The organism is Sphingopyxis sp. GW821-FHT12C06 (assembly GCF_058807415.1).
This window is the reverse complement of sequence record NZ_JBXAQR010000002.1, coordinates 227,030-240,074: the sequence shown is the minus strand read 5'-3', so window position 1 is coordinate 240,074 and position 13,045 is coordinate 227,030. Positions and strand designations below refer to the sequence as shown.

At 64.7% G+C, this 13,045-nt stretch carries 8 protein-coding genes; 4 read left to right on the top strand and 4 right to left on the bottom strand.

What is annotated here, in order from left to right; genetic code table 11:
• Window positions 1-51: 51 nt before the first annotated feature.
• Window positions 52-1,281 (bottom strand): AI-2E family transporter, encoded by a 1,230-nt coding sequence (locus tag AC1RRJ_RS06500; RefSeq protein WP_493120943.1) that lies wholly within the window; start codon window positions 1,279-1,281, stop codon window positions 52-54.
• Window positions 1,282-1,449: 168 nt separating this feature from the next.
• Here AC1RRJ_RS06500 and AC1RRJ_RS06495 point away from each other — a divergent pair, with 168 nt between their 5' ends.
• The 4 genes from AC1RRJ_RS06495 (at window position 1,450) to AC1RRJ_RS06480 (ending at window position 9,245) form a co-directional block, all read left to right on the top strand.
• Window positions 1,450-2,469, top strand: a complete 1,020-nt coding sequence (locus AC1RRJ_RS06495) for a hypothetical protein (protein WP_493120942.1) — start codon at window positions 1,450-1,452, stop codon at window positions 2,467-2,469.
• 11 nt (window positions 2,470-2,480) lie between these two features.
• Window positions 2,481-2,945, top strand: coding sequence for a hypothetical protein (locus tag AC1RRJ_RS06490; protein ID WP_493120941.1), 465 nt, complete (start codon window positions 2,481-2,483; stop codon window positions 2,943-2,945).
• A gap of 74 nt (window positions 2,946-3,019) precedes the next feature.
• A complete protein-coding gene (locus AC1RRJ_RS06485) occupies window positions 3,020-4,075 on the top strand; it encodes a hypothetical protein (protein WP_493120940.1) in 1,056 nt (351 codons plus the stop codon).
• 91 nt (window positions 4,076-4,166) lie between these two features.
• The gene (locus AC1RRJ_RS06480) at window positions 4,167-9,245 is read left to right on the top strand and encodes a hypothetical protein (protein WP_493120939.1); all 5,079 of its coding nucleotides are present in this window, start codon (window positions 4,167-4,169) and stop codon (window positions 9,243-9,245) included.
• A gap of 105 nt (window positions 9,246-9,350) precedes the next feature.
• On the opposite strand, the gene AC1RRJ_RS06475 is transcribed toward AC1RRJ_RS06480, so the two are convergent.
• The 3 genes from AC1RRJ_RS06475 to AC1RRJ_RS06465 are packed head-to-tail and all read right to left on the bottom strand — an operon-like array spanning window position 9,351 to window position 12,956.
• The gene (locus tag AC1RRJ_RS06475; RefSeq protein ID WP_493120938.1) at window positions 9,351-10,631 is read right to left on the bottom strand and encodes a dihydrolipoamide acetyltransferase family protein; all 1,281 of its coding nucleotides are present in this window, start codon (window positions 10,629-10,631) and stop codon (window positions 9,351-9,353) included.
• Window positions 10,632-10,635: 4 nt separating this feature from the next.
• On the bottom strand, window positions 10,636-11,640 hold the full coding sequence (locus tag AC1RRJ_RS06470; RefSeq protein ID WP_493121785.1) for an alpha-ketoacid dehydrogenase subunit beta: 1,005 nt from the start codon (window positions 11,638-11,640) through the stop codon (window positions 10,636-10,638).
• 20 nt (window positions 11,641-11,660) lie between these two features.
• Window positions 11,661-12,956 carry a 3-methyl-2-oxobutanoate dehydrogenase (2-methylpropanoyl-transferring) subunit alpha gene (locus tag AC1RRJ_RS06465; RefSeq protein WP_493120937.1) on the bottom strand — a complete coding sequence of 432 codons (1,296 nt, stop codon included), beginning with the start codon at window positions 12,954-12,956 and terminating at the stop codon, window positions 11,661-11,663.
• Window positions 12,957-13,045 lie beyond the last annotated feature (89 nt).

Sequence of the window (13,045 nt, the reverse complement as noted above, 5' to 3'; positions counted from 1 at the left end):
ACACCCGCTTGCGCTTGGGAGCCGCGCCAATATGGCCCCTGCCCCGACCTGTCAACCGTCGCTTTCAGACTTGGTGCGATTTAAGCGATCGCGCATCTCGTCAACGGCGGTCAGCGTGCCCCGTTCGAACAGGAAGCCTCCCAAGTCCGGCGTCCCGGTCGACTGCAAAACGGTCTGCAAAATTAACAGCAGCGGAACCGCCAGCAAAGCTCCCGGGGCTCCCCACACCCAGCCCCAGAAGCTCAATGACACGAGAATCAGCAGCGGATTGATCGTCAGACGCTTTCCGAGCACCAATGGCGTGATCAGATTCGCCTCGACCGTATGGACGCCGATGAAGATGATCGCAGGCAATAGTGCGATGCCGACGGCATCGAACGTCATGAGCCCGCCCAGCCCCAACAGCACCGCGGCGACGATCGGCCCCAGATAGGGCACAAAATTGCACAGCGACACGATGCCGCCCCACATGAAGGGCGACGGCATACCCAGCGCCCACAGCATCAGCGCGACGGCCAATCCAAGGATCGCGTTGATCATCGTGATCGTCGCCAGATAGTCGGCGGTTGCATCGACGACATTCTGGATCACCCGCGCGGTCTGCATCGCGCCGTCAAAGCTGCCGCGGCGGCGAATCGTGCCTTTGCGGAGCCGCGTCCAGCCGGCGAGGAAGAAAAAGATCACCAGCACCGCAAAGAAAAGCTGGATCGCCGCCGCTGGCGCCGCCGAGATGAAATAGTCGAAGACCGACGTAGGCGCCGTCGCGGCCACCGCCTGTGCCGTCGCCTCGGTCCCGCTCGCCACCGACGTCAGCGACCGATCGATGAACCGCTGCAGCGTCGAATAAAAATCGATCAGCGGTGCGAGATTGCTTTGAATCCGCGGAATCGATTCGGGAAGCCGCGCAAACCAGCCGGTCGCCGGGACGACGATGATCGCCAGCGCTGCATTGACCAGCATCAGGAAGGTGGTGAGCGAGAGGAAGGACGCCAACCCCGACGGCACTCCGCGCCGTTCGAGCCATTCAAGGAGCGGCACCAGCGCGATGGCGATGACGATCGCGGCCGTCAGCGGCAGGAAAAACTCCGCGCCCGCCTGCAACGCAAAGGGCAGCCCCAGGCAGAAAGCCGCACCAAATAGTAACGCCAGCGCCGCGAGCAGGCGATCGCGGCGAAAATCGTCGATCTCGATCTGATGCAGGGGATTGGTACGCGGCGTGCGCGCTTCCTTCGTGCCCCTATCCTCTGCCACCCCGTCCTTCTCCTGCGCAATTTTGTGCATCCTACGCGAGCTTTATCCGTCGCACCAGCAGGTCGATTTGAGGCGAGCCCGTGTCGGCCCTTGTCCCTCTTTGGAGCAGAACCAGCAATTTCCTCCACGTCCTTAACCGGAAATTACCCTTTTTCTCCGATTGCAGGCTTCAAGGACCAGCTATCGGAGTATCACATCATGATGAAAGCGCCTGTGGGGGGCGCGAAGCATCATCGGCTTCTTCCCTCTTGTTCGTTTATCGGCCTGCTCGCCGCGCTCGCGCTGCCAGCGCAGGCTCAGGCACAATCGACGCCGCCGGCCACGCGTGCAGGGACGACGATCAGCAACACCGCCACCGCAACCTTCGACGCCGGAGGCGGCCCGCAAACGGTCGATTCGAACCGTGTCGACCTGCTCGTTGACGAATTGCTCGACGTCACCGTCGCGTCGAACAACCCGACCGATGTTCCAACGCCGCCGGGCGCGACGAGTCAGGTTCTGAGTTTCCGTGTGACCAACACCGGCAACGGCGCCGAAAATTTCGTGCTGAGCACGGTCGCCAACGCCGGCGGCGACAATTATGACCCCGTCGTCACCCAGATCTATATCGACGCCAACGGCGACAACGTGTTCGATGCCAATGTCGACACGCTTTATGTACCCGGCACCGGCGACCCGCTGCTCCAGCCCGAGACCGCGATCACGGTTTTCGTCATCGCGACGACGCCGGGTACCGTCGTCGACGGCAATCGTGGCATCGTCAGCCTTGTCGCTGCGGCGAAGACGGGCACCGGCACGCCCGGGCGCAGCTTCGCCGGTCAGGGCGAAGGCGGCGGCGATGCGGTGGTCGGCTCAACCGGCGCCGATGCAGATGATGACGGCGCCTTCATCGTCAATGCAGCGACAGTGACCCTCGTCAAATCGGCGACCGTGACCAACGCGCTTGGAACGACCGATCCGGTCCCCGGCGCGACGATCACCTATAGCATCGTCGCAACCGTCGCGGGGAGCGGATCGGTCAGCGGCCTCGCGATCATCGACAATATTCCCGCAGATACAATCTACGCCCCCGGCTCGATCACACTCGGCGGCGCTGCACTGTCCGACGCGGCCGACGCCGACGCGGGCGATTACAACGGCACGCGGATAAATGTCGCGCTCGGCAGCGTTGCCGGCGGCCAGACCCGCACCGTCACCTTCCGAACCACAATCCAATGATGGAGATGTCCATGCGTACCGCCCTTGTCTTCTGTTTGGTCGCGCTGCTGCCCGGTCAGGCCCTCGCTGCCAACCAGGTCGCGCTCAACAACAGCGTGTTCGTCGAACGCGTCTCCACCGACGCGAGCGGCAAGCAGCGCGTCCTGCTCGAAGAACCGAAAGTTGTCGTTCCGGGCGACCGCCTCGTCTTCGTGCTCAACTACCGGAATGCCGGCGCCCAGCCCGCCGACAAATTCGTGATCACCAATCCGATGCCGTCGGCGGTTCGCTTTGCCGACGCGGGAAACACGCAATCGCTCGTCTCGGTCGACGGCGGCAAGCAGTGGGGACTGCTTGCCGACCTGACCGTTGCGATGGCCGACGGCACCCGCCGCGCTGCGCAGCCCGCCGACGTCACGCACGTCCGCTGGGCGTTCCAGAAACCGATCCCGGTAGGGGGAACCGGCAAGCTCATGTTCCGGGGGGTCGTAAAATAGCTCTGTAAAACAAGCCGCTTAACGGCTGCCGGCGGTGGGGATCAGGCAGCCAATTCCAGTCCAGGAGCTCAGCTATGACCAGCATGCTGAACTATATGGGCCTCGGTATGGCGGCATGCGCAAGCATCGTCGCGACCCCGGCATTCGCCAATGGGACGACCGCAGGCACATCGATCACCAATACCGCAACCGTCGACTATCAGGTCGGCGGCATCGCCCAGGGGCAGCAAAGCGCCTCGAACAGCTTCGTCGTCGACCGCAAGATCAATTTGCTCGTCGAAGAAGTCGGCAATGCAACAACCGAAGTTTCGCCCGGCCAGACCAGTGCGGTGACGACCTTCCAGCTGACCAACAGCTCGAACGAGGTCCTCGACTTCCTGCTCACCGCTTCGCAGATCACCAGCGGCGCGGCAAAACATGGCGGCGCCGACAGCTTCAACGCGACCAATGTCCGCATTTATCGCGACGCGGCGACCGGCACGGTGGGCAGCTATGACGTCGGCGACGCACTCGTCACCTATATCGACGAACTCACCACCGATACGCCGATCCGGCTGTTCGTCGTCGCCGACATTCCCGCGGGCCTTCCCACCGGGGCGGTCGCAGGCATCCAGCTTCGCGCCACCGCGCTCGAAGGCGGCACGGCGGGAACGCAGGGCGCTGCCGTCGCTCAAACCGCAGGCGCCAACACCGCGGGCAAGGATACGGTCTTTGCCGATGGCGTCGGCGTCAACGACGCCAACCGCGACGCCTCACACAGCGACGCCGACGACTATACGGTCAAGACGGCGACGCTGACCGTCACCAAATCGAGCCGGGTCGTTTCGGACCCGTTCAACGGCACGACCAACCCGAAACTCATCCCAGGCGCGACGGTCGAATATTGCATCGCGGTGGCGAACGCCGCCGGGGGCGCCGATGCGACCGCGGTCGCGATCAACGACAGCGTACCGGGGCAACTTGCCTTCGTCGCGGGATCGATCCGGCTGAACGGGACCGTCACCAGCGGCACCTGTAACGCCGACGGGGCGACGGGGGGCAGTTATGCCGCGCCCATCGTGTCGGGGACGATTGCGACGATCGCCGCGGGCGCTGCGCGCACGCTGATCTTCCAGGCCCTCGTCAACTGATCGGCGTGCCGAAGGGGGCAGCGGGCGCGGGCTGAACAGCCCGCCACCTCTGCCCCCTTCGGGGCTTGCCATGCGCAACACCCAAAAACTCTTGGCCCTCGCGACCGCCCTGGTTGCGGCAGCGATGCTGCCTGCGGCAACCCCGGCGCACGCGCAGGTGATCTCCAACACGGCGTCGGCGCACTGGATTCAGGGCAACGACGGCGCGGAAACGCTGTCGAATCGCGTCGATGTGACGGTGAAAAATCGGCCGTCCGAAACGCCGACGATCACCACCTACCGGATCACCGACCGGGGCGGTGACAAAATGGTACCGCTCGCTCCGACACCGTGCGGCATTGCCGGCGGCACCGGGCGCGGCGGCGGGCTGATCCAGCTTGGCGGCGTCTATACCGGCATGCCCACCAATCCCGCTTCGCTTCAAAGCAGCAACAGCTTTCGCGCCGGAGAAATGCTTGTTGTGGAGGTCAAGCTCGCGTCGGCCAATGTCGATCCGCAGCAGCGCGACACTCTGCCCGTCGTCCTCGAACTCGAAAATGGCGACCGCGAACAGATCACCCTCACCGAAACCGCGCCGAACAGCGGCGAGTTCGTCGGCATCATCAACACGATCGGCGTTCCCCCCGCGGTCGTGGCGGGCGATTGCCGCCTGTCGGTCAACCCCGGCGCGCCGCTGACGCTGAAGGTCGCCGATCAGGTGAACGCCAGCCTCGTCGCGCTCGCGACGATCGACTTCCTCGTCGATCCGTTCGGCATCGTCTTCGACAGCGGCGACGGCGCCCCGGCCGCGGGAAGCCGCGTGACGATTGTTGACGCGGCGACGGGGCAGCCCGCGCAGGTCTTCGGCGACGACGGCACCTCAGCCTATCCCGCGAGCATGATCACCGGGCAGAGCGTCACCGATGCAGGCGGCACAACCTACAACTTCCCGGCGGGCGACTATCGCTTTCCCTTCGTCGCGCCAGGCATCTACCGCCTTGTCGTCGAGCCGCCGTCGCCCTTCACCGCACCGTCGAAATCGAGCCCCGGCGATCTTTCGGGCCTGCGCCGACCCGACGATGGCCTGCCCTTTACGATCACCAACGCAAGCTATGGCCATATTTTTACGCTCGACAGCCCTGCCCCCGTCCGCGTCGACATTCCGGTTGACCAGGCGGGCCTGCCGCTGGTCCTCAGCAAGACGACCTCGACCCAGATAGCGGTGCCCGGCGATGTAATCCAATATCGCATCGAGGTCGGGAACCGCGACGCCCGCCGCACCACCGGCGCCGTCACCGTGCGCGATATACTGCCTGCAGGCATGCGCCTGCGCGCCGACACCGTGCGCGCCAACGGCGTCCGTGTCACAGCCGATGTCGCCGCCAACGGCCGCGAGTTCGCCGTCACCCTGCCCGGTGTCACCCCGTCGCGATCGATCCTACTCACCTATCTCGCCGAAGTCATTGTGTCGGCGCAGCCGGGCAATGCGCTCAACCGTGCCACCGCGACCGACAATCGCGGATCGACGAGCAATGTCGCCGAGGCGACCATCGCGATCAAGCGCGACCAGCTCGGCGACCGGATGACGATCATCGGTCGCATCACCGACGGCGGTTGCAGCGTCGATCCGGGCAAGGCCGAGGGTGTCGCCGGGGTGCGCGTGATGCTGCAGGACGGCAGCTACACCGTCACCGACATCGATGGCCGCTATCATTTCGAAGGCGTCCGTCCCGGACTGCACGTCGTGCAGATCGATCCGTCAACCCTGCCGCTCGACCGCGAGGCGATCGACTGCACGCGCGGAACACAGAGCGCGGGCAGCGCAATCTCGCGCTTCGTCGAGGGCCGCGGCGGCGCCCTCAAACGCGCAGACTTCCGCGTCCAGGCCAGCGCCCCGCGCGACGCGCCCAAAACCATCGCAATCGCGGCAGCGCCGGTGCTGAGCGATCCCGACGCTGCGGGCGCCAATCGCGACTGGCTGGCGGGCGAAACGCCGGGCATCGGCTGGCTCTTCCCCGCTCCCGACCATAATCCCCGCGCCAAGTCGGTCCGCGCCGCGATCAAGCATCTGCCCGGCCAGACGGTGACGCTGACGATCAACGGCAAGCCCGTCGACGATCTGAGCTTCGAAGGCACGCGCAAATCGGCCGACGGCGCCGCGGCGGTCAGCCTGTGGCGCGGCATCGAAATTCGCGAGGGCGAAAACCGTCTTGTCGCCGTCGTGAAGGATGCGAACGGCGCCACGGTCGAGACGCTCGAACGGCCGGTTCATTATTCGATCACCCCGATGCGCGCGACGCTGGTTCGCGAAAAGTCGGTGCTGATCGCCGATGGCGTGACGCGTCCGGTGATCGCGGTGCGCCTGACCGACCGCGACGGCAAGCCGGTGCGGCACGGCCTGACCGGCGATTTCAGCGTCCCCGCGCCCTATTATCCCGCGGTCGAAGCCGATGCGCAGCAGGCACGCCAACTCGCGGGCCTCGAACGCGCGCAGCCGATCTGGAAGATCGACGGCGACGACGGCATCGCGATGATCGAACTCGAACCGACGACCGCCTCGGGGACGCTGGCGATGGACTTCAGCTTCCGCGACGACAAGGTCGAGCGCAAGCAGACGATCGAAACCTGGCTCGATCCGGGCAATCGGCCGTGGACCGTCGTCGGCTTTGCCGCGGGGACGCTCGGATACAACACCCTCGACGACCGGATGGAACCGGTGGCGGAGACACTGGACGATCTCAACGCCGACGCGCGCCTCGCGCTCTATGCCAAGGGCCGCGTTCAGGGCAAATGGCTGATGACGCTGGCCTATGACAGCGACAAGGACAAGGATGACACGCGGTTCGGCGGCGTGATCGACCCGCGCGCCTATTACACCATTTACGCCGACCGCAACGAGACGCGCTATGACGCCGCATCGGTGCGCAAACTCTATCTGCGCCTCGAACGTCCACAATTTTACGCGATGTTCGGCGATATCGAGACCGGTATTTCGGAACCGCAGCTCGCCCGCTATCAGCGTGCGCTGAACGGCGGCAAGGCCGAGTATCGCGGCCGCAATCTCGCCGCGACCGCCTTCGCCGCCGACACGCCCTATCGTTTCCGCCGCGACGAGATTCAGGGCAATGGCCTGACCGGCCCATATCAGCTCGGCGCCAAGGACATTCTGCCGAACAGCGAGCGGATCGTCATCGAAACGCGCGACCGGTTGCACAGCGAGCGCATTATCGAAAGCGTCAGCCTGTCGCGCCACGTCGATTATGACATCGACTATCTGTCGGGCACGCTACGTTTCCGCGAACCCGTGCTCAGCCGCTCGTCGAACCTCGACCCGCAGTTCATCGTAGCCGAATATGAGGTCGACGGCGTCGGCCAACGCGTGCTCAACGCCGGCGGCCGCGTCAGCTATCAATCGACCGACGAGAAACTCCGCGTCGGCGCGACCTTCATCCACGACGAGGATGGCAATGCCAAAACCAACCTCGGCGGCATTGATGCACGCTATCGCCCGAACATAGACACCGAGGTTCGCGCCGAACTCGCGGTGAGCGACGCCAAAGCCGCCAACGGCAGCACGGCCTCCGCCGGAACCGCGAAAGCCTGGCTGGTCGAGGCCGAGCATCACAGCAGCAACGCCGACTTCCTCGCCTATGTCCGCGAGCGCGAGGCCGGCTTTGGCGCTGGACAGCTTAATCGCGGCGAGGATGGCACGCGCAAATTCGGCTTCGACGCGCGGCTGCGCGCGACGCGCAAGCTGTCGCTGACCGGCAGCGCGTGGCAGGAAGATTATCTCGACACCAATGCCCGCCGCCGCGCCGCACGCGCTCTCGTCGAATATGACAATGGCTCCACCGTCGCGCGCGCCGGGCTGACCCACGCCGACGACCGGCTGAGCGACGGCACCCGCAACACATCGAACATCGTCCAGCTTGGCGCGACCCAGCGGCTGATGAACAAGCGCCTCGAACTCGACGCGCAGACCGAATTCGCCTTGGGCGGCAGGGATGCGAACGTCGATTTCCCGACCCGCCACCGCCTCGGCGCACGCTACGCGATCACCCGCGACGTCAATCTGGTCGGCAGCTACGAGATTGCCGACGGCGACACGATCAGGGCGCGCACCGCGCGGCTCGGCTTCGACCTGTCGCCGTGGGCCGGCGCGCGGCTGCTCGCGACCGCTAACCAGCAGGATATCGGCGAATATGGCCCGCGCAGCTTCGCCGCTTACGGCCTGTCGCAATCGCTGCGGCTCGGCGCGCGCTGGTCGGTCGATATCTCGGTCGACGGCAACCGCACCCTCGGCGGCGTTCGCGCCAAGGATATCCTCAACCCTGACCATCCGGTGGCATCGGGCGGCTTCCTCGGAGGCAATGGCACGCTGACCGAGGACTTTCTCGCGATCAGCACCGGCGCCACATACCGCGCCGATCGCTGGACCCTCACCGGCCGCGCGGAATATCGCGATGGCGAGCTCGCCAATCGCGCCGGCCTGACCCTCGGCGGGCTCCGCCAACTCGGCGAAGGCCGCGCGCTCGGCGCGCTCTTCACCTATGCCAAGGCGAGCGGCAACGGCACCACGCCGACCACCGAGGTCTTCCAGTTCGAAATGAGCTGGGCGCACCGCCCTGCGGCGTCGCGCATATCATGGCTCAACAAGAGCGAATTTCGTTCGGATAAAGTCCGCGGCGCGATCGCGGGTCAGGCCGGCCCGATCGGTGGTCCATCGCTGACGATCGACGGCGATGCCACGAGCCGCCGCCTGCTCAACAGCCTGTCGGTCAACTGGAGCCCGCTCGGCGAACGTGGAATCGGTAACGGCGATGGCTGGTATGAACGCGCCGAAATCGGAGTCTTCTGGGGCACACGCTATAATTTCGACCGTTTCGGCGCCGACGACATCAAGGGCTGGTCGAACCTGATCGGCGCGGACTTCCGCTTCAACCTTGGCGAGCATGTCGATGTCGGCGCGTCGGGTACCGTTCGGGTTGGCACCGACGCCGATACCGTCAGCTGGGCGGGCGGCCCGACGCTGACGCTGGCGCCGATGAAGAATGCGAACATCAGCTTCGGCTACAATTTCGCGGGCTTCCACGACCGCGATTTCGAGGAAGCGCGTTATTCGCGCTCGGGCGCCTATGTGACCTTCAAGCTGAAGTTCGACCAGACGAGCTTTGCGGGACTGGGGCTGTAACTGGCCCAAAAAACCGTTCGCATCGAGCGAAGTCGAGATGCCCCTCGTCAGCGCGCGCCTTCGGGGTGTCTCGACTTCGCTCGACACGAACGGGTTTGGGTTAGCTCAATCAGCGAACAGCAGAACCGGCGTTTCGACCAACTTCTTCAATGCCTGGACATAGCTCGCGGCATCCCAGCCATCGACGACGCGGTGGTCGCAGCTGATCGACAGGTTCATCAGCTTGGCGCGGCGAATCTCGTCGCCGTCAAACACCGGACGCTCGACGATCTTGTTCGGACCGATGATCGCCACTTCAGGCCGGTTGATCACCGGGGTCGTCGCAATCCCGCCGAGCGGCCCCAGCGAGGTGATCGTCAGCGTCGATCCCGACAATTCGTCGACCTTCGCCTTGCCGGTACGCGCGGCTTCGGCAAGCCGCCCGATTTCGCTCGCGAGCTGCCAGACATTCATATCCTGCGCGTCGCGGATCACCGGGACCATCAGCCCGGCATCGGTCTGCGTCGCCATGCCGAGATGCACCGCACCATGGCGCGTCACGATACCCGCTTCGTCGTCGTAGCGCGCGTTGATCATCGGGAATTGCGGGATGGTCCGGCAGATCGCGACGATCAGGAAGGGCAGCATCGTCAGCTTCGGACGCCCGCCACGGTTGGCGTTCAAATCGGCGCGCATCTCTTCGAGCGCGGTGACGTCCATTTCGTCGACATAGGTGAAGTGCGGGATCGCGCGCTTCGACGCCGCCATATTCTCGGCGATCTTGCGGCGCATCCCGATGACCTTGATCGGCTCGTCGGCGCGGGCGCGCGATGCACCAGGGGCATGATAGCCCTGTCCGCCGCTGTAGCGCAGGAAGGCGTCGAGATCGGCATGGCGGATGCGGTCGCCCTCGGCGTGGACCTGACCCAGATCGACGCCCAGATCCTTCGCACGCGCGCGGACCGCGGGCGATGCGAGGACAGCGCGGCCATGATCGGTCGCTACGACCGGCACGGGTGCAGGAGCAGGCGTCGGTGCGGGAGCCGCGACCGGTGCCGGGGTCGCAACCTCGGCGACAGCGATTTCCTCGGCCCCCGGCGTCTCCGCGACGATTTCCTGTTCGACCGGCGTATCGGCCGGCGGCACCTCATCATCGCTGTCGTCGCCATCGGTCTCGATCACCGCGAGCGTGGAGCCGATCGGGATCAGATCGCCGACCTCGCCCGCCAGTTCGACGACAATCCCCGACACCGGCGATTCCATTTCGACGGTCGCCTTGTCGGTCATCATGTCGGCAAGCTGTGCGTCCTCTTCGACGCGCTCGCCGATCTTGACGTGCCATGCGACGATCTCGGCCTCGGCGATGCCTTCGCCGATGTCGGGCAGACGGAATGAATAGCGGGCCATGACGTCAGTCCTTCAAAATCTTGTTCAGCGCGGTCGCAATGCGGACCGGCCCGGGGAAATAGGCCCATTCGAGGCTATGCGGATAGGGTGTGTCAAACCCGGTCACGCGCTCGACCGGCGCCTCGAGATGATAGAAGCAGCGTTCCTGCACCAGCGCCGCAAGTTCGGCGCCGAAGCCCGAGGTGCGCGTCGCTTCATGGATAATCAGGCAGCGGCCGGTTTTCTTCACCGACGTCTCGATCGCCTCGATATCGAGCGGCACCAATGTGCGCAGGTCGATGATCTCGGCATCGATCTCGAGTTCGTCGATGATCGTCTTCGCGACATGGACCATCGTGCCATAGACCAGCACGGTCACCGCCTCGCCTTCGCGGATCGTCGCTGCCTTGCCGAGTTCGATGCGATAATGCCCCTCGGGCACCGCGCTCGCATCATGCTTCGACCAAGGCTCGACCGGACGGTCGTAATAGCCGCTGAACGGGCCGTTATAGATGCGTTTGGGCTCGAGGAAGACGACGGGATCATTGTCCTCGATCGCCGCAATCAACAGACCCTTGGCATCATAGGGGTTCGACGGGATCACCGTCTTGACGCCGCAGATATGCGTCATGATGCTTTCGGGCGACTGGCTGTGCGTCTGGCCGCCGAAAATGCCGCCGCCGAACGGCGTGCGTACCGTCATCGGGCAGATATAGTCGTTCGCCGATCGATAGCGCAGGCGCGCCGCCTCGCTGACCAGCTGGTCGAGCCCGGGATAGATATAGTCGGCGAACTGGATTTCGGGAACCGGGCGCAGGCCGTAGGCACCCATGCCGACCGCGACGCCGATGATGCCGCATTCGTTGATCGGCGTATCGAATACCCGCGTCTTGCCATGTTTTTTCTGCAAGCCCGCGGTGGCGCGAAAGACGCCGCCGAAAAAGCCGACATCCTCGCCCATCACCACGACCTTGTCGTCGCGCGCCAGCATGACGTCCATCGCGCTGTTGATCGCCTCGATCATGTTCATCGTCTTGGTTTCGCTGCTCATCATTCGGGCTTCCAACCGGGGCCGAACTTGGCCTCTTGCTCTGCCAGCATCTGCTTGCTCTGCTCGACAAGGTGCCAAGGCATCTCCTCGAATACGTCCTGGAACATGGTTTCAAAGGGCTGGTGCATGCCGTGACCCAGTATGCCGAGCTTTTCCGACTGCTTCTGCGTCGTCTTGACTAGGTCCTCGAGTTCGCCACGCAGCGCCTCGTGCCGCTCGCCATCCCATTCGCCAAGCGTTTCGAGATGCTGGCGCAGCCGGGCGATCGGATCGCCGAACGGCCAGATCGTCGGCTCTTCGGCGGGACGATACGCGGTCGGATCGTCCGACGTGCTATGCCCTTCGCTGCGATAGGTGAAATGCTCGATCAGGGTCGGGCCGTTGTTCGTCCGCGCCCGATCCGCCGCCCATTGCGTCGCGGCATAGACCGCAAGCGGATCATTGCCGTCGATACGCAGCCCGGCGATGCCATAACCCACCGCGCGTGCCGCGAAGGTCGTCCGCTCGCCGCCGGCAAAGCCCGAGAAGCTGGAGATCGCCCACTGATTGTTGACGACGTTGAAGATCACCGGCGCGTTATAGACGGTCGCAAAGGTCAGCGCCGAGTGGAAGTCGCCCTCGGCCGACGACCCCTCGCCGCACCAAACGGTCGCGATCCGGCTGTCGCCCTTTGACGCCGACGCCATCGCCCAGCCCACCGCCTGCGGATATTGCGTCGCGAGGTTGCCCGACACGCTGAAAAAGCCATGTTCGGGTGCCGAATACATGATCGGCAACTGCCGCCCGAGCAGATGGTCACCGCGATTCGAGTAAATCTGGTTCATCATCTGGATCAGCGGATAATCGCGCGCGATCAAAATGCCCTGCTGGCGATAGCTGGGAAAGCACATGTCGCCGCGGTCGAGCGCCAGCGTCGACGCGACCGACGTTGCCTCTTCGCCGGTGCACTTCATGTAGAAGCTGGTCTTGCCCTGCCGCTGGGCGCGGAACATGCGGTCGTCGAACGCGCGCACCAGCATCATGTAACGCAGCATAACGCGCAGCCGCTCGGGCGAGAGCTTCGGATCCCACTGCCCCTTCGCCTGCCCGTCGAAATCGAGCACGCGGACGAGGCCGTAGCACAGGTCGCGCATCGCATCGGGCTTCGTGTCTTCGCCGGGGCGCGGAGTCGCCTCGACCGCCGGCACGACAATATCGCCGAAATCGGGGGTATCACCGGGCCGATAGCGCGGTTCGGGAATGTGAAGCGACAACGGCGGCAGGTTGCTCGCCGGGCGTCGATCGGTGTCGGGCATGCCTAAATCCCTCCCGGCGCGAATCACGCACCGTCTAGTTATATTTCAATGTGGCGACATATTATTACCGTCGCCAGATCATTGCAATG

Bases quoted from the DNA above. Each gene is read 5' to 3' on its own strand.
- AC1RRJ_RS06500 (WP_493120943.1), bottom strand. From the start codon at position 1,281: ATGCACAAAATTGCGCAGGAGAAGGACGGGGTGGCAGAGGATAGGGGC.
- AC1RRJ_RS06485 (WP_493120940.1), top strand. From the start codon at position 3,020: ATGACCAGCATGCTGAACTATATGGGCCTCGGTATGGCGGCATGCGCA.
- AC1RRJ_RS06470 (WP_493121785.1), bottom strand. From the start codon at position 11,640: ATGAACATGATCGAGGCGATCAACAGCGCGATGGACGTCATGCTGGCG.
- AC1RRJ_RS06465 (WP_493120937.1), bottom strand. From the start codon at position 12,956: ATGCCCGACACCGATCGACGCCCGGCGAGCAACCTGCCGCCGTTGTCG.
- AC1RRJ_RS06490 (WP_493120941.1), top strand. From the start codon at position 2,481: ATGCGTACCGCCCTTGTCTTCTGTTTGGTCGCGCTGCTGCCCGGTCAG.
- AC1RRJ_RS06475 (WP_493120938.1), bottom strand. From the start codon at position 10,631: ATGGCCCGCTATTCATTCCGTCTGCCCGACATCGGCGAAGGCATCGCC.
- AC1RRJ_RS06495 (WP_493120942.1), top strand. From the start codon at position 1,450: ATGATGAAAGCGCCTGTGGGGGGCGCGAAGCATCATCGGCTTCTTCCC.